The organism is Cryobacterium sp. MDB1-18-1, assembly GCF_004402735.1.
GTDB lineage: Bacteria > Actinomycetota > Actinomycetes > Actinomycetales > Microbacteriaceae > Cryobacterium > Cryobacterium glucosi.
The window spans coordinates 18888-43259 of record NZ_SOFR01000016.1; the positions used below are offsets into that span (position 1 = coordinate 18888).

The 24372-nt window shown below is 66.9% G+C and carries 23 protein-coding genes and 1 pseudogene; 15 read left to right on the forward strand and 9 right to left on the reverse strand.

The window, feature by feature from the left end:
• Positions 1-37 precede the first annotated feature (37 nt).
• Both E3O50_RS03745 and E3O50_RS03750 read left to right on the forward strand, forming a co-directional pair.
• Positions 38-976 (forward strand): ParA family protein, encoded by a 939-nt coding sequence (locus E3O50_RS03745; RefSeq protein ID WP_134558123.1) that lies wholly within the window; start codon positions 38-40, stop codon positions 974-976.
• On the forward strand, positions 976-2064 hold the full coding sequence (locus E3O50_RS03750) for a ParB/RepB/Spo0J family partition protein (protein WP_134448551.1): 1089 nt from the start codon (positions 976-978) through the stop codon (positions 2062-2064). Before E3O50_RS03745 ends, E3O50_RS03750 begins: the two co-directional genes overlap by 1 nt.
• A 553-nt stretch (positions 2065-2617) precedes the next feature.
• Here the strand turns inward: E3O50_RS03750 and E3O50_RS03755 are convergent.
• From E3O50_RS03755 to E3O50_RS03780, 6 genes are all read right to left on the reverse strand, one after another.
• Positions 2618-3577 (reverse strand): D-alanine--D-alanine ligase, encoded by a 960-nt coding sequence (locus E3O50_RS03755; RefSeq protein ID WP_134448549.1) that lies wholly within the window; start codon positions 3575-3577, stop codon positions 2618-2620.
• Between the two features lie 41 nt (positions 3578-3618).
• Positions 3619-4938 (reverse strand): PLP-dependent aminotransferase family protein, encoded by a 1320-nt coding sequence (locus tag E3O50_RS03760; protein ID WP_134448547.1) that lies wholly within the window; start codon positions 4936-4938, stop codon positions 3619-3621.
• Positions 4939-5075: 137 nt separating this feature from the next.
• On the reverse strand, positions 5076-5399 hold the full coding sequence (gene trxA, locus E3O50_RS03765) for a thioredoxin (RefSeq protein WP_134448545.1): 324 nt from the start codon (positions 5397-5399) through the stop codon (positions 5076-5078).
• A 9-nt stretch (positions 5400-5408) separates the two neighbouring features.
• Positions 5409-6383 carry a thioredoxin-disulfide reductase gene (gene trxB / locus E3O50_RS03770; RefSeq protein ID WP_134558124.1) on the reverse strand — a complete coding sequence of 325 codons (975 nt, stop codon included), beginning with the start codon at positions 6381-6383 and terminating at the stop codon, positions 5409-5411.
• A 166-nt stretch (positions 6384-6549) separates the two neighbouring features.
• Positions 6550-8169 carry a murein biosynthesis integral membrane protein MurJ gene (gene murJ, locus E3O50_RS03775; protein ID WP_134448541.1) on the reverse strand — a complete coding sequence of 540 codons (1620 nt, stop codon included), beginning with the start codon at positions 8167-8169 and terminating at the stop codon, positions 6550-6552.
• Positions 8162-10537, reverse strand: coding sequence for a DUF6049 family protein (locus E3O50_RS03780; RefSeq protein ID WP_134558125.1), 2376 nt, complete (start codon positions 10535-10537; stop codon positions 8162-8164). Before E3O50_RS03780 ends, murJ begins: the two co-directional genes overlap by 8 nt.
• A gap of 79 nt (positions 10538-10616) precedes the next feature.
• Between E3O50_RS03780 and E3O50_RS03785 the strand changes: the two genes are divergently transcribed.
• From E3O50_RS03785 to E3O50_RS03835, 11 genes and pseudogenes are all read left to right on the forward strand, one after another.
• Positions 10617-12050: a CCA tRNA nucleotidyltransferase gene (locus tag E3O50_RS03785; protein WP_134558159.1), complete on the forward strand. Its 1434-nt coding sequence runs from the start codon at positions 10617-10619 to the stop codon at positions 12048-12050.
• Between the two features lie 268 nt (positions 12051-12318).
• Positions 12319-12666: pseudogene (rpsF, locus tag E3O50_RS19905) on the forward strand (30S ribosomal protein S6); the annotation flags it as partial.
• Positions 12667-12906: 240 nt separating this feature from the next.
• Positions 12907-13410, forward strand: a complete 504-nt coding sequence (locus E3O50_RS03795) for a single-stranded DNA-binding protein (RefSeq protein WP_134448535.1) — start codon at positions 12907-12909, stop codon at positions 13408-13410.
• Positions 13411-13471: 61 nt separating this feature from the next.
• Positions 13472-13735, forward strand: coding sequence for a 30S ribosomal protein S18 (gene rpsR / locus E3O50_RS03800; protein ID WP_035835236.1), 264 nt, complete (start codon positions 13472-13474; stop codon positions 13733-13735).
• 8 nt (positions 13736-13743) lie between these two features.
• On the forward strand, positions 13744-14193 hold the full coding sequence (gene rplI, locus E3O50_RS03805) for a 50S ribosomal protein L9 (RefSeq protein ID WP_134448533.1): 450 nt from the start codon (positions 13744-13746) through the stop codon (positions 14191-14193).
• Positions 14194-14629: 436 nt separating this feature from the next.
• Positions 14630-16021, forward strand: a complete 1392-nt coding sequence (dnaB, locus tag E3O50_RS03810; protein ID WP_134448531.1) for a replicative DNA helicase — start codon at positions 14630-14632, stop codon at positions 16019-16021.
• 119 nt (positions 16022-16140) lie between these two features.
• Complete coding sequence (locus tag E3O50_RS03815; protein ID WP_134558127.1) at positions 16141-17304, forward strand: Re/Si-specific NAD(P)(+) transhydrogenase subunit alpha; 1164 nt, start codon at positions 16141-16143, stop codon at positions 17302-17304.
• The gene (locus E3O50_RS03820) at positions 17304-17615 is read left to right on the forward strand and encodes an NAD(P) transhydrogenase subunit alpha (protein WP_134448527.1); all 312 of its coding nucleotides are present in this window, start codon (positions 17304-17306) and stop codon (positions 17613-17615) included. Before E3O50_RS03815 ends, E3O50_RS03820 begins: the two co-directional genes overlap by 1 nt.
• Positions 17612-18985 (forward strand): NAD(P)(+) transhydrogenase (Re/Si-specific) subunit beta, encoded by a 1374-nt coding sequence (locus tag E3O50_RS03825; RefSeq protein WP_134448525.1) that lies wholly within the window; start codon positions 17612-17614, stop codon positions 18983-18985. The genes E3O50_RS03820 and E3O50_RS03825 overlap by 4 nt, the downstream gene beginning before the upstream one ends.
• A gap of 115 nt (positions 18986-19100) precedes the next feature.
• Positions 19101-19727 (forward strand): DUF308 domain-containing protein, encoded by a 627-nt coding sequence (locus E3O50_RS03830; RefSeq protein WP_134448523.1) that lies wholly within the window; start codon positions 19101-19103, stop codon positions 19725-19727.
• The gene (locus tag E3O50_RS03835) at positions 19724-19984 is read left to right on the forward strand and encodes a hypothetical protein (protein WP_134448521.1); all 261 of its coding nucleotides are present in this window, start codon (positions 19724-19726) and stop codon (positions 19982-19984) included. Before E3O50_RS03830 ends, E3O50_RS03835 begins: the two co-directional genes overlap by 4 nt.
• A gap of 5 nt (positions 19985-19989) precedes the next feature.
• On the opposite strand, the gene purB is transcribed toward E3O50_RS03835, so the two are convergent.
• Both purB and E3O50_RS03845 read right to left on the reverse strand, forming a co-directional pair.
• On the reverse strand, positions 19990-21372 hold the full coding sequence (purB, locus tag E3O50_RS03840; RefSeq protein WP_134558128.1) for an adenylosuccinate lyase: 1383 nt from the start codon (positions 21370-21372) through the stop codon (positions 19990-19992).
• Positions 21369-21896 carry a low molecular weight protein-tyrosine-phosphatase gene (locus tag E3O50_RS03845; protein WP_134558160.1) on the reverse strand — a complete coding sequence of 176 codons (528 nt, stop codon included), beginning with the start codon at positions 21894-21896 and terminating at the stop codon, positions 21369-21371. Before E3O50_RS03845 ends, purB begins: the two co-directional genes overlap by 4 nt.
• Positions 21897-22047: 151 nt before the next feature.
• Between E3O50_RS03845 and E3O50_RS03850 the strand changes: the two genes are divergently transcribed.
• Positions 22048-22413, forward strand: a complete 366-nt coding sequence (locus E3O50_RS03850; protein ID WP_134558129.1) for a hypothetical protein — start codon at positions 22048-22050, stop codon at positions 22411-22413.
• On the forward strand, positions 22410-23903 hold the full coding sequence (locus E3O50_RS03855; protein ID WP_134558130.1) for a hypothetical protein: 1494 nt from the start codon (positions 22410-22412) through the stop codon (positions 23901-23903). The genes E3O50_RS03850 and E3O50_RS03855 overlap by 4 nt, the downstream gene beginning before the upstream one ends.
• A gap of 48 nt (positions 23904-23951) precedes the next feature.
• Here the strand turns inward: E3O50_RS03855 and E3O50_RS03860 are convergent, their stop codons facing one another.
• Positions 23952-24344 carry a phage holin family protein gene (locus E3O50_RS03860; RefSeq protein ID WP_134448512.1) on the reverse strand — a complete coding sequence of 131 codons (393 nt, stop codon included), beginning with the start codon at positions 24342-24344 and terminating at the stop codon, positions 23952-23954.
• Positions 24345-24372: the final 28 nt, after the last annotated feature.

A 24372-nucleotide genomic window follows, 5' to 3' on the forward strand; every position in this document is an offset into this window, starting at 1 on the left:
CGGATGGCTCTTCAACCGTCGAACGTAAAGGTTTCACGTGAAACAACCCGGCCAGGAACAGCACGACACCACGGCCGCACGCGGTTTTGACAGCAGCACTCCCCTCGCCAGGGAAATCACCGAGCTCACGCGCAGGCGTCAGGTGATCGCAGCGGAGAAGCTGCCCAAGCCCGACCGCACCCGGATCATCACGGTGTCCAACCAGAAGGGCGGCGTTGGCAAGACCACGACCGCCGTGAACCTGGCAGCGGCCCTGGCCCGGCAGGGTGCCCGGGTACTTGTGATCGACCTCGATCCGCAGGGAAATGCCTCGACAGCGCTCGGCGTCGAACACCGCGCGGACACCCCGAGCGTCTATGACGTGATCATCAACGACGTAGAACTCGCCTCCGTTGTGCAGAGCAGCCCCGAATTCGGTTCGCTCTTCTGCGTACCGGCGACGATCCACCTCGCGGGAGCCGAGATCGAGCTCGTCTCCCTCGTCGCCCGCGAACAGCGGCTGAGTCGTGCCCTCACCGTGCACCTCTCCGCAATGACGGATCCCTACGACTATGTGTTCATCGACTGTCCCCCATCCCTCGGGCTCCTGACGATCAACGCCTTCGTCGCCGCGAAAGAGGTCCTCATCCCGATTCAGTGCGAGTACTACGCGCTCGAAGGCCTGAGCCAGCTGCTCAAGAACATCGAACTGATCGAGAAGCACCTGAACCCCGAACTCACGGTATCGACCATTCTGCTGACGATGTACGACAGCCGCACCAACTTGGCCAACCAGGTGGCGCAGGACGTGCGCGATCACTTCCCCGACCAGGTGTTGAGTACCCTCATTCCGCGCTCTGTGCGGGTTTCTGAGGCGCCGAGCTACGGTCAGAGCGTGATCAGTTACGACCTGAACTCGGCAGGATCGCTCTCCTACCTTGAAGCAGCAGCGGAAATCGCCAGACGCGGTGCCCCCCAGACAGGAGAACGACAGTAATGGCGAAGAGAACAGGCCTCGGCCGCGGTATCGGCGCCCTGATTCCGATTCAGGACGACCCGACCCTCGCCCGTCCCGTGGACGTGTTCTTCCCGTACTCCCCGGCGGCGAAGGCGAGCGCGGCAGCCGCACTCGCGGCGGCGGGTGACAAGGCCGGGATCGACGCTGTCGGACTCACCGCGGTGCCGGACTCGGGTGCTCCCGCAGAGGACGGCCTGGTCGAGGGCGGTTCTGCTGTCGTCGAGCCGGCGGATGCGGATGCGCCCGTCCTCGTACCGGTTCCCGGTGCCCGGCTCGCGCACCTCAATCCGTTCGATATCGTCCCGAATGCCGTGCAGCCCCGCAGCGTGTTCGACGAATCCGATCTTGCGGAACTCGTGCACAGCATTCGCGAGGTCGGTGTGCTGCAGCCGATCGTGGTGCGGCCCCTCCCCGATCAGCCCGGAAAATACGAACTCGTCATGGGCGAGCGTCGGTTGCGGGCGACCAAGGAAGCGGGCCTCGATTCCATCCCCGCCGTTGTCCGGGAGACCGCGGACATCGACATGCTCCGCGACGCACTGCTCGAGAACCTGCATCGTGCCCAGCTCAATCCGCTCGAAGAGGCGTCGGCGTACCAGCAGCTGCTCGCGGACTTTGGAATCACCCAGGACGAGCTCGCACAGCGAATTGGCCGGTCAAGGCCACAAATCACCAACACGATCCGTCTCCTGAAGCTTCCGGAAGCCGTCCAGGTACGGGTCGCCGCGGGTGTCCTGTCCGCCGGTCACGCCCGTGCGATCCTCTCCGTGGGCGATCCGGAAGGGATGCTTCGTCTCGCCGACAAGATCGTCAACGAGGACCTCTCTGTGCGGGCGGCGGAAGCCGCGGCGACGGCAGTGCCGAAGGCGCAGGCGCCTCGACCATCGGCAGGCAAACGCCAGGGTCACCTCGACGAGATCGCTTCACACCTTGGCGATCGCCTGGACACCCGGGTGAAGATCAACCTGGGCGCGCGTAAGGGACAGATCAATATCGATTTTGCCACGATCGGCGACCTGAACCGGATTCTTGCGGTTCTGGGAGAGCCCGGCTTCGGGTCGAATTAGATCCCTCGGTCGAACAGGCCTGCTCCCCTGCGGTGTTTCACGTGAAACATCACGCACGCACACGCGTCAGGTGAGCCGATTCACTCGCGGAGTGCTTGGTACGAAATAACGCAATTGGCGCGCTTCATCACCGGGGCGCCTGGTCGACGCGACGTTCTGCGCATGTTTCACGTGATACGGTGTCACGAGACGCGAACCCCAGGTATGTTTCACGTGAAACATAGCGTTAGACTCAAGCCATTCTCTATGTAACCGGTGTCTCTAGGGGCCACCGCCGTGCAGGGTGAATCACCAGCGTGCCTGTGGGGTGTGCAGAATGTAGCGCATGTTTCGCGTGAAACGTGCTCTTGCGCGGATTTTCTGCCTCCCGTCATTTCTGGCGCGAGTGTTTCACGTGAAACGTTGTCAGGAAAGACGAGTGGGAACGCCGGTTCTGCGTGATTTCAGGTCTTCAGAAGGCATCCTAAGCCGATTCCGGCGCTCCGGGAATGTCCGATTCGCGCCCCAAAGGGGCTGATTTTCGGGAGAAATGGACGATCTTGTCGGATCGAAGTCAGTCGACGGTCGCGACCGCGGCTCGCGCGAGTGACTCGTAGACGTCGCCGAGCGTCGCACCCGACGCTTCGATGGACTGGGGGACCAGGGAGGTTTCCGTGAGCCCGGGGAGCACGTTGGCTTCGAGGAACCAGACAACGCCGTCTTCGTCGACGATCAGGTCGATCCGGGAGATGTGGCGGAGTCCGAGCAGTGTGTGAATATCGACAGCCGTCTGGGTGACGAGAGTGGCGATGTCCGCGGTGATGCGCGCTGGTGCGTAGAAGAGGGTCTCGCCGGCGTTGTAGCGGGCCTCGAAGCTGTAGACACCATTGACGGGCACGATCTCGACGGCGGGGAGGGCGACCGGACCGAGTCCGGAGTCGATGACCGTGACGGCGAGTTCGGTGCCGCGTACCTTTTCTTCGACGAGGGCCACCGAGTTGTAGGTGTAGGCCTCGACCATGGCCCGCGGAAGCTCGGCCGCGGTCTCGACGATGGTGACACCCTGCGCGGATCCACCCTGGGATGGCTTCACGACAAGGGGAGTGGGAAGTGCCGTCAGGAGATGCTCGAGAACGCTCGCCGCTCCGAGGTCCCGGAAGGTCTCTTTGGAGAGGGCAATCCAGTTCGGTGTCGCGAACCCGGCGCGTCGGACGAGTTCCTTGGCCGTGGGCTTCGTCCAGGCGAGGCTCGCCGGACCTCCGCGGGAGCCGACGTGGGGGATACCCGTCGTCTCCAGGAGCGAGAGGAGCGCGCCGTCTTCCCCGGTGGCTCCGTGCACGACCGGGAAGATGACATCGGGGGCCCGGGTGGTGAGGTCGAGCAGGAGCCCCGCCTGCGGGTCGAGGAGGGTGACCTTGTGGCCGAGGCCGGTGAGCGCGTCCGCGACCCGACGCCCCGAACGGAGCGAGATATCGCGCTCATGCGAGATTCCGCCGGCGAGAACGATGATCGCGAGGGGAGAAATATCGGTCATGATCAGGGATTCCTTGCTAATCGCTTGGGGTGGTTCGTGGGCTAGGAGATGTCGGTCGGCAGCGGGTTGAAGCGACCGGGTGTGCGGAGCGGATCGAGCGAGCCGGTTCCGGCGAACGTTTCGAGAAGGTCGAGCTCATCGCGGACGACGGTCGCGAGTCGACGGACGCCGACCCGGATCTCGGCAGGGGTGGGATAGCAGAACGACAGGCGGATGTTCTGCTGGCCGTCGCCGTCGGCGAAGAAAGCGGTTCCCGGCGTGTACGCGACGAGCTCCTTGACGGCGCGCGGGAGCATCGCCTTGGAATTGAGCAGCTGCGGCAGGGTGACCCAGACATAGAATCCCCCATTGGGATTCGTCCAGGTGAGTTCGGGCAGGTACTCGTCCAGTGCATTCAGCAGGGCGTCCTTGCGCTCGTGGTACACGCCTCGGAAGGTGTTGATCTGGCCCTTCCAATCGGCAGTGGCCAGGTACTCCGAGATCACGAGTTGGCTGAACGAGCTCGGCGACAGAACGGCGGCCTCGTTCGCGAGCACCAGCTTTTCCCTGATCGCGTGGGGTGCGAGGGCCCAACCCACCCGGAAACCCGGAGCGAGGGTTTTGGAGAAGGTGCCGAGGTAGACGACGCCGTCCTGTTCGAGGGAGCGCATCGCATCCGGTGCCGGCTTGTCGAAGTAGAGCAGGCCGTACGGGTTGTCTTCGAGGACGAGGATGTTGTTGGCGCGGCAGATCTCGAGAATTTCGATACGCCGTTCCCAGCTCAGCGTGACCCCGGCCGGGTTGTGGAAGTTCGGGATCGTGTACAGGAACTTGATGGTCTTGCCTGCAACACGGAGCTGCTGGATGTGCTCACGCAGGGCTTCAGGGATGAGACCGTGTTCGTCCATGGGAACATGGTCGACCTCGGCCTGGTACGACTTGAAGATGACCATGGCAGTCACGTAACTCGGTCCCTCGGAGATCACAACGTCACCGGGATCGAGAAAGAGTTTGCTGACGAGTTCGAGGGCGTGCTGCGAGCCGGTGGTCACGACGACATCGTCGGCATGGGCGCGGATGCCTTCGAGGGCCATGACCTCGAGGATCTGTTCGCGGAGAGCGGGTACTCCCTGGCCGGAGCCGTATTGCAGGGCGACGGGACCCTGCTCACGCATGACCCGCTCCATGGCGTTGACCACGAGGTCCGGGGGCAGCGCTGCCACGAACGGCATTCCCCCGGCCAGTGAGACGACCTCGGGGCGGGAGGCGACGGCGAAGAGGGCCCGCACCTCGGAGGCCCGCAGCCCGGCGGCTCGCTCGGCGTAGTGGTGGTACCACGGGTCGAGGTTGTTACCGGCCTGGGAAGAGCCCTGTGCAGTCACGTCACATCCGTTCTGGTGAGGGTTCAATCGTAGGCCCACCCGGATACGACGAAGCCCGCCCGACGGTGCCGGGCGGGCTTCGTTCATCTCTACGTCCGGTGTTTCACGTGAAACCGACCGAAGCGGGGAGAGGGCCTCTAGGCCAGGTATGCGGCCAGGTCGGAAACGAGGACGACCTTCGGCTTGGCGCCGATGACGGTCTTGACGACCTCGCCCTTCTGGAACACCTTCATGGCCGGGATCGACGTGATCTGGTATTTCGCGGCGAGGGCGGGGAAGTCGTCGACGTTGAGCTTGACGATGTCGAGCTTGTCGGCGTGCTCTGCGGCGATCTGGTCCAGGATGGGGCTGACGGCGCGGCAGGGGCCACACCATTCCGCCCAGAAGTCCACGAGGACGGTCTTCTCGTTGTTGATGACTTCCTGGTCGAAAGTCGCGTCGGTAACGGCGCGTGCGGACATGTGTGCTCCTTAGTTGGTGGCTGTTGCGAATGTGGAGTCGCCGGCGCTGGCCAGCAGTTCCGCGGGGAGGGAAGCGAGGTAGTGCTCCGCGTCGAGCGCAGCCACGGTGCCGGAGGCGGCCGCGGTCACGGCCTGGCGGTAGTGCGGGTCGATGACGTCGCCGGCGGCGAAGACGCCCGCCTGGCTGGTCAGGGAGGATCGTCCAGCGACGGCGATCGTGCCGTCCGTCGTGAGATCGAGCTGCTTGTGGACGAGGTGGGTGCGCGGGTCATTGCCGATGGCGACGAAGACCCCTCCGACGGGAAGGATGCTTTCGGCGCCGGAAACCGTGTCGCGCAGAACCAGGCCGTCGACGGCATCCGTGCCCGTGATGCCGGAGACCGTCGAGTTCCAGACGAACTCGATCTTCGGGTTGGCGAAGGCGCGATCCTGCATGATCTTGGAGGCGCGCAGGGTGTCCTTGCGGTGCACAACGTAGACCTTGCTCGCGAACCGGGTGAGGAAGGTGGCTTCCTCCATGGCGGAGTCGCCGCCGCCGATCACGGCAATCTCCTTCTCTTTGAAGAAGAAGCCGTCGCAGGTCGCACACCAGGAGACGCCGCGCCCCGAGAGGCGCTCTTCGTCTTCGAGACCGAGCTTGCGGTAGGCGGAACCGGTCGCGAAGATCACGGTCAGGGCCTCGTGGGTCTCGCCGGAACCGAGCGTGACGGTCTTGACCGCGCCGGTGAGGTCGAGTTCGGTGACGTCGTCGTAGACGACCTCGGTGCCGAAGCGTTCGGCCTGCTCCTGCATCTTCTGCATGAGGTCGGGGCCCTGGACACCCTCGGGGAAGCCGGGGAAGTTCTCGACCTCGGTCGTGTTCATCAGCTCGCCGCCTGCCTCGACCGAGCTCGCGATGAGGAGCGGTTTGAGGTTGGCGCGCGCGGCGTAAATGGCGGCCGTGAATCCGGCAGGGCCGGAGCCGATGATGATGATCTGACGCACGCGTAGACTCCTTCGCAGTGGGGGCAGGGCAGGTGTGGCTGCCTCGCTGCCGGGTACAACACATCCTAATCGGATGCTATTCCGCGCCTCCCAGCCGGGGGCCTGCGTTCACGGCCGGTTGCCAGTGTGCCCGGCCCGGGGACCACCTTGCTGGTGGCGTGCCGGACTAGTTCGTGCCGCGCGGGCGGAACCGGTTGATCAGCGGCACCAGGAAGACCCTGAGTTCATCGCTGCGCATGAGCAGCAGCATTCCGAAGTAGGCGAGCGACATCACGCCGCCGATGATGAGCATCGAAAGGATGGCCTCGAGCCGTCCGGAGACGGCGAAGCCGCCCTCGTGAGTGCCGCCGAGGAGCAGGAGGATTCCGAGGCCGATGATGAGGGGAAGAATCGCGGCGACCAGGTACCGGACGAGGCTCCGCAGGATACGACGGCCGTCGAGACCGCCCAGACGACGCCGCAACAAATGGCCGGCCAGGATCGTTTGCAGGATTCCGGAGACCGTCACGACGAGTGCGATGCCGACGGCGATCCAGGCCGGGGGCAGCAGCGAGCACGCGAGCACTCCGGTCACGACGAGGATGACCTGGAACAGGGTGAAGAAGAACGGGGTGCGGGTGTCGCCGAGCGCGTAGAACGTGCGTTGCAGGACGAAGAGCACGCAGAAGGCGACGAGGCCGAGAATGTAGGCGATGATGACGTTCCCGGTGCCCTGCACCTGCTCGAACTTCCCCTGGGTGAAAACCGCCGCGAACGGGTAGGCGCAGACCAGGATGACCGTCGACGCGAGCACGATCAGGAGTGACGTGCCTCGTATAGCCGACGAGGCATCCGTTCTGAGCTTCGCAACGTCACCGCGGGAGGCATGCTCGCTCATGCCGGTGAAGTAGGCGGTGGCCACGGAAACGGTGATGACCGAGTGCGGGAGCATGAAGATGAGCCAGGCTGTTGCGAGCACGGCGACGGACGCCTTGCCCGTGGCCTGGGTGACGACCTGGGTTTCGACGATCCCGGCGGCCGTGCTGAGCAGGAGCATGCCGAAGGTCCAGCTCGCGGTCTTGCCGGCGGCGCCGAGCCCGACCCCGCGGAAGTGGAAGTCGGGGCGGAAGTGGAGTCCGATCCGACGCCAGAAATAGAAGAGCACGACGGCCTGCGCGACGACGCCGAGCGTGGCGGTGCCGCCCAGCAGTGCAACCATGCCCGGGGTGAAGTCGCTCGCCGTGCGATCACCGTTGGGGTCGGCCCCGGCCACGAGGGCGAAGACGACGATTCCGGCCAGGGCAACCACGTTGTTGAGAACCGGAACCCAGGTGAACGGTCCGAACGACTTTCTCGCATTGAGCACTTCCCCCAGAACCGTGTACAGGCCGTAGAAGAAGATCTGCGGCATGCACCAATAAGCGAAGGCGATGGCGAGGTCCAACTGCGCTGGAGGCAGGTGCAGGCCGATGAAGGGCGTGATGACCGGGACCAGGAGTGTTGCGGCGAGCGTGGTGACCGCGAGGATGCTGAGCGCCAGGGTCAGCAGCTTGTTGATGTACGCGGTGCCGCCGTCGACGTGGAGTCCGGCCCTGACGATCTGGGGGACGAGGACCGCGGTGAGGACTCCGCCTGCGACGATCGTGTAGACGGTGTTCGGGAGCTGATTGGCGAGCGCGAACGCGTCGGCGCTCGTGCCGTACAGGCCGATCACGCCGGCGAGGACGATGACCTTCACGAATCCCAGGATGCGGGAGACGATCGTGCCCGAGGCGAGGAAGGCGCTCGCGCGCCCGATGCTAGCCACGCGGCACGACCGGGGGATCGACGGGGGGCTCCACAGGGGCATCTGTCGCCTGCGCGACCGCAGTACGTTCCCGGCGGCGGCGCTGCACGTTTCTCCAGATCCCGAATCCGAAGAAGAGCACGAGCAGGGCGGCGAAGATGAGCGAACCGAGGCCCTCCCAGTCCGCACGCACGTTGATCGGAATCTGACTGGGCTGGCCGACGACGGAACCGTCCGGGGAGAAGAGGGTGATCCGCAGCGTGACCGCACCATTCCCGACAGCGGCCGTCACGGGGACCTTGACGGTCCTGGCCGAGGACGCCTCGATCGTCGCCTCGATGACATCGCCGCCGACGATGAGTCGGCCGTTGGACGGGACGACCTGGACTTTCACCGTCACGGACTGCCCGAGGGCGTTGTCGAGGGTGATCGGGATGTCGACCTGACTGCCGACGACGTTGATCGGACCCTTCGTGGACACGCTGATCGAGGAGAGCAGTACAGAGGAGTCCGCGAGGCTCGAGTCGACGGCCTCGCTCCAGGCACCCGTATCCTGCGCCCAGCTCGTCGACAGCAGCGCGAGCGTCGTCAGTCGCTGGGTGGCGGTGATGGCGAGCGGTTTGGAGAGTGCCGTCGAGAACGCCGTCACCTCACCTTCACGGTGCAGCAGAGTGCGCGCCGTGAGGATGCGGGCATCGGACACCGCCTGGGACTGGAAGCTCACGTCCGTGGCCGGCGACGCCGCACGTGCGGCGGCCACGGTCGCCGGTGCACGCCAGCCCAGGCCCGAAAGGGCCGCGAGGGTTTCGCTCAACCGGACTCCACCCGGCACGGTGTCACGGTCGAACGTGGCGAGGAGTGTGCGCACGGTCGCGGGACGTTCGGCGGAGACCACCGCGATCTGGGAGCTCAGCTCGGCCATCGCCACCTGCCAGTCGCTATCCGTCGTCGCGGTGGCCGCCGTCCGGAGCGCTGCAGAGATGGGTTCGTCGGTGACCAGGGCGTTTCCATGCCCACCGGCCAGGACCACGTTCGCGTTGGGGGTCTCGGTGAGGTCAGACTGCGCGGTGTTTGCCCCGCCGAGGATGAGGCTCGAGAGGCCGCCCGCCGTGAAGACATCGAGGTCGGCGGCCGAGACCGTGCCCGTCAGCGGCCAGCCGATGTCCGTTGCCGTGTAATTCCAGGCCAGGAGTTGCTCGCTCGTGGGGACTGTGCCCGGAGTGATCACGGGTGCTGAGGTCGGGGGTGGAGTCGGAGTCGCGGTGTCGGTCGTCGTGTCGGTCGTCGTGTCGGTCAGGCCGGCAGGGGCGCTGCCGGTTGCCGTCGGAGTCGGGGTCGGTGTCGGAGTTGATGTTGATGGTGTCGGTGCCGGTGTCGGGGAGGTGAAATCCGAGGCGTTGATCGACTGGTCGAATGAGAGGGGAACCAGGAGGGTGCCGGCAGCGGCCTGGGCCTGAAGGGTGAGGTCGGCATCCGCATAGCCGAGCGGGAATATATCGTTCTTCGCCTGACCGAGGCGACCGAGCCAGGCCACGGCACTCGCCGGTGCCGTGTTGCCGAGGATACGGATCGACGCGATGATCATCGGATCGATCGCAATCGTCACGTCGCGGTTGATCACGCCGTCGAGCTGCCGGCTCAGCCTGCCGCCCGGCGCGGTGTAGGTTTCGAGTGATTTCGCCGGGATGAGACCCTCGGTCTGCTCCGGCACCGTGATCGGCATCACGACAGCGAGGGCCACCGGGGTGACGACCTCGTTGGAATACCAGACGAAGGTGCCCCGCCCCTGGGCGAGGACGGACCCGTCCTCGGTGATCGTGGCCGAGATGCCGCGGGCGCCCCACGCGTTGCCCGAGGTGAGGCCGACGTCCGCGGAGGGCACCGAGATGGCGACGGTCGCCGTTCCCGCTGGCGGGATGGCGGCCGGAAGTGCCGAACGCAGCATCAGGTCGCCGGGCTTGCCCGTCTTGGTGGGATGCAGCCAGGCGGTGAGTGCGCTGCGACTGGTCAGTGCCCGTTCGGCGAGGTAGAGCTCGATCGTGCCGGGGGTGATGGTTTCGGCGCTGCCGTTGGTGATCCTTACGGTGACCGCGAGGTCCTGTCCTGACCGCAGGGGCGCCAGCGAGACGGGGGCGACCGTCACCGTGACCTGGTCCGTCGTCGCAGCATCCGCTGTCGGCGTCGGCGTCGGAGTCGGAGTCGCCGTCGCCGTCGCGGCGGCGGCCGCGCTGGTGGGCGCGCCGGGAATGAAGCCGGACGAAGCCAGGGGAAGCAGTCCGGCGAGGATGCCGATCAGGAGGGCGGAGACGGGGACCCTGAGGTGCGACCAGCGGCCGCTCGCCGCTGTCGGGTGCGCGGGCCGACGCGCAGTACTTGACTCGGCCACCATATAGGGGATTCTACGGCGTGCGCCCTGAGTAACCGGTCTGCGGCTCCCGCGCCGGCGACCAGGAACTAACATGGGGGGCATGCAGAGCGTCGCGACAGCCCTCACGCGGCTGGGCGACCTGGCTGCCACTCCTTCCGTATCCCGCCTGGCCCTGGCCTTCGAGGCTGCGGGCCACGAGCTTGCCCTCGTCGGCGGTCCGGTGCGCGACGCGTTCCTGGGCCGGACCCTGCACGACCTCGATTTCACGACGGATGCGACCCCGGAGCAGATCCTCGAGATCGTCACCCCGATCTCCGAGGCGCAGTGGGATATCGGCCGGGCCTTCGGGACCATCGGGGCGAAGGTCGCCGGCGAGACCGTGGAGATCACCACCTACCGGGCGGACAGCTACGACGGGGTGACCAGGAAGCCGGAGGTCGTATTCGGGCTGAGCCTGGAGGACGACCTTCTCCGCCGGGACTTCACGGTTAACGCGATGGCGTTGCGCCTTCCCGGGCTGACCCTGGTCGACCCGGCGAACGGCATCGGCGACCTCATGGCCGGGGTCCTGCGGACGCCGATCTCGCCGGAGATTTCCTTCGGCGACGACCCGCTGCGGATGATGCGTGCCGCCAGGTTCACCGCCCAACTCGGTTTCACCCTCGACCTCGACACCGCGATCGCGATGGACGCTATGGCGTCGAGCATCCGCAATATCTCGGCGGAACGGGTCTGCGAAGAGCTCTGCAAGCTGCTCCTCTCGGACAACCCGCACGGCGGCCTCGAGCTGCTGGTTGACTCCGGCCTGCTCGACATCGTCCTGCCGGAGATTCCGGCGCTGCGCCTCGAGGTCGACGAGCACCACCACCACAAGGACGTCTACCAGCACACCCTCACCGTGCTCGACCAGGCGATCGGCTACGAGAAGTCCCGGGAGAGCTTCCCGGGCGGACCGGACCTGATCGTGCGGCTCGCCGCCCTGTTCCACGACATCGGGAAGCCGGCGACCCGGAAGCTCGAGCCAGGCGGAATCGTGAGTTTCTACCACCACGATGTGGTGGGCGCCAAGCTCGCGAAGAAGCGCCTGCGTGCGCTGCGCTTCGACAACGACACGATCGCGGCCGTCTCCCGGCTGATCGAGCTCCACCTGCGCTTCTTCGGGTACACCGAGGGAGCCTGGACGGATTCGGCCGTGCGCCGCTATGTGCGCGACGCCGGCGACCAGCTCGAACGACTGCACATCCTCACCAGGGCCGACGTGACCACCCGCAACCGGCGCAAGGCCGACCGGCTGGGCTTCGCATACGACGACCTCGAGCAGCGCATTCGCGAACTCGCCGAGCAGGAGGAGATGGCCGCAGTGCGGCCAGACCTCGACGGAGAGCAGATCATGGCGATCCTCGGCGTGAAACCGGGCAGGGAGGTCGGCGAGGCCTACCGTTTCCTCCTCGAACAGCGCCTCGACGACGGCCCCCTCGGTGTCGAGGAGGCAACGCGCCGCCTTCAGGCGTGGTGGGCGGGCCACGGCCAGTAGCCACTCCTCAACAGGGGCGGATGTGCGCACTTCTCCACAAGCGCTGCTTCCGGCTGCACGGTCCACGCGCGTCCCGGCATGCTCGGACTGACGTGAACACAGACGGCGTGGAGGGCGCCGCGGCGCTGTGGTGGCTTTTGGTCGCCTCATCGAGTAGTCTGGGCAGGTTGTCTGCGCGCCGGATTCCCGGCCTCCGCCTTCAGCACATGCACAACCCTCCTGTTGCAGAGATTCTGCAGCCGTTTAGTCCGAAGGAGGTGGGTTAGTCATGCATCAGTACGAGTTGATGGTTATCCTCGATCCCGAGATCGATGAGCGCACCGTAGCTCCCAGCCTTGACAAGTTCCTCAACGTTGTTCGCAACGATGGTGGAACGATTGACAAGGTTGACGTTTGGGGTCGCCGCCGTCTCGCTTACGAGATCAACAAGAAGTCCGAAGGCATCTACGCCGTCGTCGACTTCACCGCGAACGCTTCTGCCACGGCCGAGCTCGACCGCCAGCTGAAGCTGTCGGAAGCCGTCATGCGCACCAAGGTTCTCCGCGCAGAAGAAGGCATCGCCCAGGTTGCCGTCGCGAGCAAGCTCGCCGCCGAGAAGGCAGCCCGCAAGGCAGCCAACCCGAAGGTCATTGCCGCGAAGGCCGAAGCCGCAGCCGCCCCGACCGCCAAGGTCGCCGCGTCTGTCAAGCCCGCATCGGCTCCCGCCGCAGCAGCCGTCAAGGCCGCAGCCCCGGCAGCTCCTGCAGCCCCGGCAGCGGTCGCCACCCCGGCAGCAGTCGCCAAGCCCGCAGCGGTCGCCACACCGGCACCCGCAGTAGCCGTCGACACCGCCGACAAGGCAAGCGACAAGTAGCCCATGGCCGGCGAGACCGTAATCACCGTGGTGGGCAACCTGACCAGCGATCCGGAACTGCGTTACACGCAGGGCGGGCTGGCGGTTGCCAACTTCACCATCGCATCCACTCCGCGCAATTTCGATCGCGCAGCCAACGAGTGGAAAGATGGCGACGCATTGTTCCTGCGCGCGAGCGTTTGGCGTGAATTCGCCGAGCACGTCGCCGGTTCACTGACCAAGGGTTCTCGTGTCGTCGCTACTGGGCGGCTCAAGCAGCGTTCCTATGAAACGAAGGAAGGCGAGAAGCGCACAAGCTTCGAGCTCGAAATCGACGATATCGGTCCTTCGCTCAAGTACGCCACTGCTTCGCTCACTCGCGCTGCATCGTCCTCCTCCCCGCGCGGCGGTAACTCCGCAGCGGCCGGGAACGACGAGCCCTGGGCAGCCACTCCTCCCGCCGCCGTGAACACCGGTGGCGACGTGTGGAACACCCCGGGCAACTTCAGCGACGAGACACCCTTCTAGCCGATCGCGGCGCTCCGGCGCCGTCAGGCTGAAACGCACTTCTTAAGAAAGTAAGGAAATCATGGCTGGAAAGTCGAGCGGCGACCGCCGCAAGCCGCTCCGCGGAGCTAAGGGTGGCAAGAACGCCGCTCCCGCGAAGTCGATCCGGGTTGGTGTCATCGATTACAAAGATGTCCCCACCCTGCGCAAGTTCATCTCCGAGCGTGGAAAGATCCGCGCCCGTCGTATCACCGGTGTCTCCGTCCAGGAACAGCGCCTCATCGCCCGTGCCGTCAAGAACGCCCGCGAAATGGCGTTGTTGCCCTACGCCGGCTCAGGCAGGTAGGTAGCCAAATGTCGAAAATCATTCTGACGCACGAGGTCTCCGGCCTCGGTGCACCCGGCGACATCGTCGAGGTCAAGAACGGGTTCGCCCGTAACTACCTCTTCCCGCAGGGCTGGGCCGTTTCCTGGACCCGCGGAGGCGAGAAGCAGATCGAACAGATCAAGGCTGCTCGTGTCGCCCGTGAGCACGCCACGCTCGAAGAGGCCCAGGCCCTGAAGGCAACCATCGAGAACACCAAGGTCCGTCTGGTCGTCAAGGCCGGAACGGGCGGACGCCTCTTCGGCTCCGTCAAGACCACGGATGTTGCCGAAGCCGTCGCCGCTGCAGGCCTCGGTGCCATCGACAAGCGCAAGATCGAGCTCAGCCCGATCAAGTCCGTCGGCGAGCACCAGGCAACGGTTCGTCTTCGCGACGAACTGAGCGCCACCATCACCCTCGTGGTGGTTGCTGCCAAGTAAGCAGTCACACTGCCGGCCTAGCGGCGGACTCCCACCGGAGTCCGCCGCTAGGCTCGTTTAAGGCTCCAACCACCCCTTTCGAGGGTGATTTCAGTTGATGAATCCCCACATTTGTACACAGGATTTCTTCTGGGCACCAACGTTCAAGGTGTACTTGAACCAGCTTTTTACCCACAGCTGTGAATAGAATTTATGCCTGATCAAAGTGCATTAAATTTTCAAAGAAGAATAGTTGTCCACAGCCGAGTCCACAGGTTGTGCACAAGCCTCGCGGCGTTTCGCCCTCATTCTGCACAGTGTTATCCACAGGGTGGTTTGTTTCCAGCGGAAACCGGTCCGTATGGTGGGCACGCGGCCGGATTTCGAGGTGTGCCGGAATCGTCCGATGGTGTCGGCGGTCCCTGATAGAACATCACCACGGACAGAGGAGGCACGGTTGTCGATCGCACACCTGGGTCTGGCGGACAAACGCGGTACCGATCTGCGCAACGGCACAGAGACCCGGCACACCGAACGAACGCTCCCCCACGATCTCCTGGCCGAACAGAGCGCGCTCGGCGGCATGATGCTCAGCAAGGACGCCGTCGCAGACGTCGTCGAGACCGTTCGCGCCGCGGACTTCTACATCCCGAAGCACGAGCTGATCTTCGATGCGATCCTGTCGCTCTATGCGCAGGGTGAGCCGACGGACGTCATCGCCGTCACCGACGAACTCACCAAACTCGGCGAACTCTCCCGAGCCGGCGGCGCAGACTACCTGCACACGCTCACGAGCCTCGTCCCGACCGCCGCCAACGCGGGCTTCTACTCCTCCATCGTCGCCGAGCGGGCCCTGCTGCGCCGCCTCGTCGAGGCCGGGACCCGCATCGCCCAGATGGGGTACTCGGGCGAAGGCGAGGTGCTCGACCTCGTCAACAACGCCCAGGCCGAGATCTACGCCGTCACCGGCAGCACAGAGACCGAAGACTACGTGCCGCTCACCGACGCCGTGACGGCGGCAATCGACGAGATTGAAGCCGCCAAAGGCAAAGACGGCCAGATGACCGGCGTGCCGACCGGCTTCGCGGACATGGACGAGCTCACCAACGGTTTCCACCCCGGCCAGCTCATCATCGTCGCGGCACGTCCTGCCCTCGGAAAGTCGACGCTCGCGCTCGACTTCGCGCGCTCGGCCTCGATCAAGCACGACATGCCGAGCATCTTCTTCTCCCTCGAAATGGGCCGCAGCGAAATCGCGATGCGCCTGCTCTCTGCCGAGGCATCCGTGCCCCTGCAGAGCATGCGCAAGGGCACGGTCGACGCGCGCGACTGGACAACCATCGCGGCCACCCGCGGACGCATCAACGACGCCCCGCTCTACATCGACGACAGCCCCAACATGACCCTCGTCGAGATCAGGGCCAAGTGCCGCAGGCTCAAGCAGCGCGTCGGACTCAAAATGGTCATCATCGACTACCTGCAGCTGATGACATCGGGCAAGAAGGTCGAGTCCCGACAGCAGGAGGTCAGCGAGTTCTCCCGGGCTCTCAAGCTCATGGCCAAGGAACTGCAGGTGCCCGTGATCGCCCTCTCCCAGCTCAACCGTGGACCGGAACAGCGTGCGGACAAGATGCCGGCCATCTCCGACCTCCGGGAGTCCGGTTCGCTCGAGCAGGACGCCGACATGGTCATCCTGCTGCACCGCGAGAGCGCATATGAAAAGGACAACCCCCGCGCCGGCGAAGCCGACCTGATCGTCGCCAAGCACCGCAACGGTCCGACGCGAACCGTCACCGTCGCCTTCCACGGCCACTATTCGCGCTTCGCCGATCTCGCGCCCGGTTCGTAGATTCCGCGTTAAAACGACCCCCTCTTCCCCGGTACGCTAGCGGGAGGGCGGTAAAACCGCGCAAGCTTTCGGGTTGTCCGGATTTGCTCGTGGCTGGCCGCCGCGAAGGAGATACCCGCGTGAAGGTTGGCATTGGGCGAGAGCGCATCGAGGGAGAGCGGCGTGTCGCCGCGACACCGGAGACTGTGCAGCAACTACGGGGCCTCGGTGTCGATGTCCTGATCGAGGCCGGCGCCGGCATCGCTGCAGGATTCTCCGATCGCTCATACACGGATGCCGGTGCCACCGTCGTCCCCGAGCTCGCGCTCGATGACCTCGACGTCTACTGCCACGTGCGACCGCTCACCCCCTCGCTCGCCGCCAGGCTCCACTCCGGCCTCGTCACGGTCGGACTCGCGGCCCCCGCAAACGAACTCCCGACCGTCACGGCCCTGGCCGCGGCCGGCGTCACCGCCTTCGCCCTCGAACTCGTGCCGCGCATCAGCCGCGCCCAGTCGATGGACGCCCTGACCTCGCAGGCCCTCGTCGCCGGCTACCGGGTCGTCCTCGAGGCGGCCATCCGCTTCCCGCGGTTCTTCCCGATGTACATGACTGCCGCGGGCACCATCCCGCCCGCGCGCGTCCTCGTCCTCGGCGCCGGCGTCGCGGGCTTGCAGGCGATCGCGACGGCCAAGCGCCTCGGCGCGCGCGTCTCCGCGTACGACGTGCGCCCGGCATCCGCCAACGAGGTCACCTCGATGGGCGGAACCTTCGTGACGCTCGACCTGGATGCCGTCGAGGGCGCGGGCGGGTACGCCCGCGAGCTCAGCGAAGACCGCGCCGTCCGCCAGCGCGAGCTCCTCGCCCCCCACGTCGCCGCGGCGGATGTCCTCATCACCACGGCCGCGATCCCCGGCCGCCCTGCACCCCTGCTCGTGACGCACGACATGGTCACCGGCATGCGGCCCGGCTCCGTCATCGTCGACCTCGCCGCCGAAACCGGCGGAAACGTCGAAGGCGTCGTCGCCGGCGTCGACACCCTCGTTCCGGTCGCGAGCGGGGACGGAACCGTCACCCTCGTCGGGATGAAGGACGCGGCATCCACGATGCCCGCTGACGCCTCACGCCTGTACGCCAAGAACGTCGCGAACCTGCTCGCTCTCATGACGAGCGAGGGCACGGTCGCCCCCGATTTCACCGACGAGGTCATCGCCGGCGCATGCCTCACCCACTCGGGCGAAGTGACGCACGAACCGACCAAGGCCGCCCTCGCGGCCCAGGCCGCGCTGCAAGGAGAAGACTGATGGATCCGATCACCCTGTTGACCGTGGTGGTGCTGGCGGTGTTCGTCGGCTTTGAAGTGGTCTCGAAGGTCTCGAGCACCCTGCACACCCCGCTGATGAGCGGCGCGAACGCCATTCACGGCATCATCCTGATCGGCGCGATCACCGTCGCCGGCCAGACGACCACTATCTGGCTGCTGGTCGTGGCCCTGCTCGCCGTGCTCCTCGCGACAGCGAACCTCGTCGGCGGCTTCGTCGTCACCGACCGGATGCTCAAAATGTTCGCCCCCCGCAAACCGGCCGGCACCGACGCGAAGGACACCGCCAAATGAGCCTGCTCAGCCCCGAATGGACCGGGCTCCTCTACCTGGTCTCCGCCGTCTGCTTCATCCTCGCCCTCCGCGGGCTGTCCTCGCCCAAGACCGCACGGCGCGGCAACCTGATCGGCGCCGCCGGAGCGCTCCTCGCCGTCATCACCGTGTTCTTCTCGGTCCGGATGGACAACATCCCCGCCATCATCGTGGCCATCGCCGTCGGCTCGGCCATCGCCGCCCCGATCTCCCGCCGCGTGCAGATGACGCAGATGCCCCAGCTCGTCGCCCTCTTCAACGGCGTCGGCGGCGGCGCAGCCGCCCTGGTGGCCATGCTCGAGCTCGGTGAAAGCGCCAATGGCTGGACCAGGGTCGCCGTCGTCTTCACGATGCTCGTCGGCGCGGTGTCCTTCGCCGGCTCCGCCGTCACTGTCGGCAAGCTCCAGGGCCTGATCAGCTCCCGCCCGCTCGTGTTCCCCGGGCTGGCCTGGGTCATGGGCGGCATCGTCCTCCTGGCGCTCGTCACCGGCGGCTTCGTCGTCGGCACCGGTGCCGCCGGCTGGGCGGTCGTACTGCTCGTTCTCGGCCTCGTCGTCGGCGCCCTGCTCGTGCTGCCGGTCGGCGGCGCGGACGTGCCCATCGTCATCTCCCTGCTGAACGCATTCACCGGGCTCGCCGTCGCGGCCTCCGGCATCGTGATCGGCAACCTCCTGCTCGTCGTCGCCGGCACCCTCGTCGGTGCAAGCGGCACGATCCTCACCCGCGCGATGGCCGCAGCAATGGGCCGCGGAGTCAGCGGCATCATGTTCGGCGCCTTCAAGGGCGGCTCGACCGCGGGCTCGACCACGCAGAGCGACCGTCCTGTCCGGTCCTCCAGCCCCGAAGACGTCGCCGTGCTGCTCAACTACGCCCAGCGGGTCGTCATCGTTCCCGGCTACGGCCTTGCCGTCGCACAGGGCCAGCACACGATCGCCGAACTCGCAACGACCCTGCAGGCCAGGGGCGTCGAGGTCGTCTTCGCGATCCACCCGGTCGCCGGGCGGATGCCGGGGCACATGAACGTGCTCCTCGCCGAGGCGAACGTTCCGTACGAGTCGCTCAAGGAAATGGCCGAGGTCAACCCCGAGTTCAAGAACACCGACGTCGCCCTCGTCGTCGGCGCGAACGACGTGGTCAACCCCGCGGCCAAGACCTCGCCCGGCTCGCCGATCTACGGGATGCCGATTCTCGACGTCGGCGACGCCCGCCAGGTCGTCTTCCTCAAGCGCTCGATGCGCCCCGGCTTCGCGGGCATCGAGAACGAGTTGCTCTACGACCCGAAGACGACGCTTTTGTTCGGCGACGCCAAGGATTCCCTCACCAAGATCCTCGGCGCGGTCAACGCGCTCTAGGCTCTGTCACCGAGCGGATGCTCCGAGCCGGCCCGCGTAGACTTGGCCAGTCTCGCTACCCGACAACGAGCATCCGCTACCGGCAGGAAGCCGCAGGCAGGAAAGGGGTCTTCGCATGGCCGACGCACCCGACAACGCCCGCACGGACCACCGCACCGCGGGGTATTGGACAGTGCCCCTCGTGCGCGCTGCGATCGCCGTCGTCCCGGCCATCCTGATCACCTTCACCGCGAACCACTCCCCGGACTTCGGGCTCGTGGTGTTCGGCGCCTTCGCCTTCGTGAGTGGCGTCGCCGTCGCCGTGCTGAGCCGCCGCACTCTCGCAGACTCCCGTGAACGCAGCGCCTTCCTCGTGCAGGGCGTCGCCGGTGTCGTAGCCGGGGCGCTCGCGCTCGGCTTCCACGGCGGGGGGCTCGGCTTCTTCCTCTACCTCGTCACGGTCTGGGGCATCGTGACCGGCTTCCTGGAACTGTCGAGCGGCATCCGTGCCCGGCGCAGGGACCCGGCAGACCGTGACTGGCTCGTGATGGGCGCGGCGACCGTGCTGTTCGCGATCGTTGTGCTGGTGCTGCCGCCGAACGTCGTCGTCTCCGTCGGCCTGCTTGGCGCCTATCTCGTGATGCTCGCGGTCTACCTCGGCATCGCAGCGTTCTCACTCAAGTGGGCCGTGGCGGCCGGCGCCGCCCAGGTCCCCCTCGACTCGATTCACCCCGCAGCACCCAACGATTCGGACACTCAGTGACCCAGAACACGCCGCGCAAGCCCAGCCGCTCCGAAGTACTGAAGCCGCTCGAACTGGTCGGCCTCGCCGGCGTGATGGCCCTCTTCCTCGGGCTCGTCGTGCTGATGAGCACGAGGGAGCCGCTGCTCGCCCTGGTCGGGTTCGGCATCGCGTTCATCGTCGTGCTCGTCGTGATCGCGATGCTCGTGCTCAACATCAAGCCCAACGACGCCGAAAAGACCGACATCGACGAGCAGGACAAGGGCCAGCAGCCCTAAGCCGGTCAGCCGAGGTAGTCGACGAGACTGTCGGCGAGGCCGACGTATGCCGCGGGAGTCAACGCGAGCAGGCGGGCCCGGGCGTCCTCCCCGATCTCGAGCCCGGAGACGAAGGCGACGAGGTCGGCCTGGTTGATCCGCTTGCCACGGGTGAGCTCCTTGAGCAGCGCGTACGGGTCTGCGATCGTCGACCGGCCGGCCGAGACCTCCGCCCGGATCACGGTCTGGATGGCCTCGCCGAGGATCTCCCAGTTGACGTCGAGATCGTGAGCGAGCAGGGCCCTGTCGATGTCGATCTCGCCGAGCCCGCGCACGATGTTGTCGAGGGCGAGCAGGGAGTGGCCGAAGCCGACGCCGATGTTGCGCTGGGTCGTCGAATCGGTCAGGTCCCGCTGCATGCGCGAGGTGACCAGGGTCGCGGCGAGCGAGTCGAGGATCGCCGAGGACAGTTCGAGGTTCGCCTCGGCGTTCTCGAAGCGGATCGGGTTGATCTTGTGCGGCATCGTCGATGAGCCGGTCGCGCCGGCCTGAGGGATCTGCCGGAAGTAGCCGAGGGAGATGTAGGTCCACACGTCCGTTGCGAGGTTGTGCAGCACCCGGTTGACGTGGGACACCTTCGAGTACAGCTCGGCCTGCCAGTCGTGCGATTCGATCTGGGTCGTGAGCGGGTTCCAGGTCAGCCCGAGGCCCTCGACGAAGGCGCGGGACACGGCCGGCCAGTCGATCGTGGGATCCGCGGCGACGTGCGCCGCGAATGTTCCGGTCGCACCGCTGAACTTGCCGAGATAGTCGTTGGCCTCGACCTGCGCGGCCAGGCGCTCGAGCCGGTACACGAAGACCGCGATCTCCTTGCCGACGGTCGTCGGCGTTGCCGGCTGGCCGTGGGTGCGGGCGAGCATCGCATCCGCCCGGTATTCGAGGGCGCGCAGCCGGAGCAGTCCGATGGTCGCGCGGAGCTTGGGCAGCCAGACCTCGCGCACGGCGGAGCTCACGGTGAGGGCGTACGCGAGGTTGTTGATGTCCTCGCTCGTCGCGGCGAAGTGGGTGAGCTCGCTGATCCGGTCGAGGCCGAGCGTGGTCAGGCGGCGGCGCACGAGATACTCGACCGCCTTGACGTCGTGGCGGGTGGTGGCCTCGAGAACGGCGAGTTCGTCGATCTCGGCCTGGCCGAAGCCGGTGACGAGGGCGCGCAGCGAGGCCTTGTGTCCGGCGTCGAGCGGAGTGGAACCGAACAGGCTGCGATCGGTGAGGGTGATCAGCCACTCGACCTCGACGTGCACCCGCGCGCGGTTGAGTCCGGCCTCCGACAGGTACTCCCCGAGTTCGGTGACGGCGGCCCGGTAGCGGCCGTCTAGCGGGCTGAGGACCTGGGGGGGTAGTGGACTCATCGGACTCCCTGTCGAATTGCGGGCTCTAGTTGCGCGAAGAGCGCGAGGTTTGCCTTCTCAATCATGCCCAATACCGAGTCAAACAACGCATCGTCGGAATAGTACGGGTCCGGCACGTCGTGCAGGGACGCCTGTTCCTGGTCGAAGCTGAGCAGCAGGCGCACCTTGCTCCTGTCCCGGTCGCTCACCGCCCAGTTGCGCAGGATGCGCTCCTGGGTGCGGTCGAGCACGACGACGAGGTCGTAATCGCTGAACCAGACCGGGTCGAACTGGCGGGCGCGATGGTGGCTGCCGTCGTACCCCTGCCGTTTGAGGGCGGCGACCGTGCGGACATCCGCCTGCTCGCCGACGTGCCAGTCGCCGGTGCCCGCAGAGCTCGTGAAGATCAGCCGGCCGAGCCCGGACCGGGTGACCAGGTCGCGCAGGGTGATCTCCGCCATCGGCGAGCGGCAGATGTTGCCGGTGCAGACGAAGATGATCCGAAAGGGCGTCGCCTCGTCGGGGCGGATCGCCGAGAAGGTCATGGCTCCATTGTCCGTCACTTTTGCCTCCTCCACACCTGCTCGGGGGACTTCGCTTTCCCCGGGTTCCCGTCGGCGGGCGCTCCGGAGGGTAGTGGCGCACAGGATCGGTCTGTCGGGGCCCGCCGGGTCGGCCTCGCGGAAGGGCAGGCCGATGCAGTGGTGGCAGTATCCGCCGGAAACCGACCGGTTGACCGAACTGCGGCACCAGCGGATGCTGCTGCGCACCCTGGCCGACGACATCGCCCTCGCGGCGCGCCGGCTTCTCCCCGCCGGCGCCCCGGCAGAGTGGCGCTCCGAGGCGCAGCGCGCCTACCTCGACCGCCGCTGGGAACTCGCCGCGCTCCTGGCCGGGGCGGAGCGGAGCATCGAGGAGACCCTCACGGCGGTGCTCGCGCGGATCGACAGTGTGAAGGCTCAACTCGCGGCCGAGGAGGTGACGGCAGCGGCCGCTGCGACGACGTCGGTGCCGCAGGCACCGGGCGGAGCCCGGGCGACCCCCGGAGGCTGGTCGGAGTGAGCGGGCCGGGGTCCGGCGAGGGACTACTGATCTCCGGCGGTGGTGGAACCCTCGTCGCGACGGACGCCGTTCTCGCCGAGGCGGCCGTGCTCCGGGCGCTCCAGACGGAATCCGAGTCCTGGCGCGCCCGGCTCGCCCGGATCCGGGCGCTCGAGTCCTCGCCGACCCCCGCCGTGCGCTGGACGGACGCCGACCCGGGCCTCGGCATCCTGCGGACCGACACCGTGCTCGCCGACATCAGCGAGCGGAGCAGGGCGCTCGCCGACGCGCTCCTGACGGCCGCGGAAGGATACGGGCGCGTCGAACGGGTGGTCGAGCGGGCGAGCGGCGTCGCGGGAGCGTGGCTCGGCTACCTCGTGGGGCGTGCAGCCCCGCTGATGATCCTCGGTGCGCTGCCGAACCTCGCGGCCTTCGTCCTCGGCGGCCTCGTGAGCCGGGCGCTCTTCGGCGACTCTGTGGCCGGAGGGAGCCTGGCGGAGGTCGCGGCCTGGTTCCAGGCGAACCCGGGACTGTTGAGCGACCCGGCCGTCGTCGCCGCGGTGCGCGTGCTCGTGTCCTCCGCCGACGACGCGGCCGTCGGCGCGCTCGGGTTGCCGTTTCCCGCAGCACTCGAACTGGGCGACGAGGGACTCGGCCTGCTCGGAGTCTCCTCCGTCGCCGGGGCGGCGCTGCTCCTGGTCCGTCCGTTCGGCCTGCTCGTGGAGACGCCGGTGAGCGTGCACCGGGTGACCGAGACCGGGAGCCCGGTGCATCCGGCCGTCCTCGCGGCCCTGCCCCCTGACGGTTTCGGGGAGCTCGCGCGGCGGATCCCCGACGCGAGGGCCGACGGTCCGCAGATCCGGATCGAGCGCTACGCCGGTAACGCTGGCTCCCCGCCGTCCTGGATCGTCTATGTCGGCGGCACCGCGGAGTGGGACCCGACCGGCACAGGGCAGCCGTTCGACCTGACCAGCGATGTCGCCGGCGCTGCGGCGGGCGACGCGGGTTCGGGCCCAGGCAACCTCGGCCCCTCCGGTTCGTATCGCGCCGTCGTCGAGGCGATGCACGCCGCCGGTGTCCAGCCGCAGGACCCGGTGCTCCCGGTCGGGCACTCCCTCGGCGGTCAGATCGCGGTCCAGCTCGCGGAGTCCGGAGAATTCAACACCGTCGGTGTCGCCTCCTTCGGCGGCCCGACGGCAGCGCTCTCCATTCCGGCCGGGGTGGAGGCCGTCACCGTCGAGCACACCGACGACATCGTTCCGGCGTTCGGCGGCATGCCGCCAGGGGTCGACGACCGGGTCCTCGTGCGCAGCAGGGCGTTCGCCGCCGGTGAGGCGCCGGCAGGGCAGGCATTGCCTGCGCATTCCCTCACGAGCTACCAGGCCACCGCCCGCCTGATGGACGGGTCGGCGGAGCCGAACCTGCTGCGCTTCCGGGACACCCTGGCCGGGGTCGGCGCAACCGGACCGGCCGAGGTCACCCGGTGGCGCGGCATCCGCGTGACCGGGTGACCTCGGGCGGGCCGTGAACCCGGGCCGTGAACCAGGTGCGGGGGTGGGTTACTGGCGGCCGGTGGCGGGACGCGCGAGCACGCCGAGCAGCCAGCTGATGATGCCGAGAACGAGTGCCCCGAGCACCCCGGTCCAGAAGCCGTCGACATGCAAGCCGAAGCCGAGGCCGTCGGAGATCAGGGCCACGAGCATGAGGAGCAGGCCGTTGACGATGAGCGCGAGGAGGCCGAGGGTCAGAACGTAGAGCGGGAAGGCGATGACACGCACAAAACCGCCGATCACGCCGTTGACGAGACCGAAGATGAGGGCAATGAGGAGATACGTCACGACGATGGCGCCGGTGTCCGGCGCATAGGGTTCGACACTCACTCCCGAGACGAGGAGGGTGGTGAGCCACAGGGCGACGGCATTGAGGATGAGCTTGATCAGGAATCTGGCCATGCGACCACTATGGCACCTGACCGGGCGC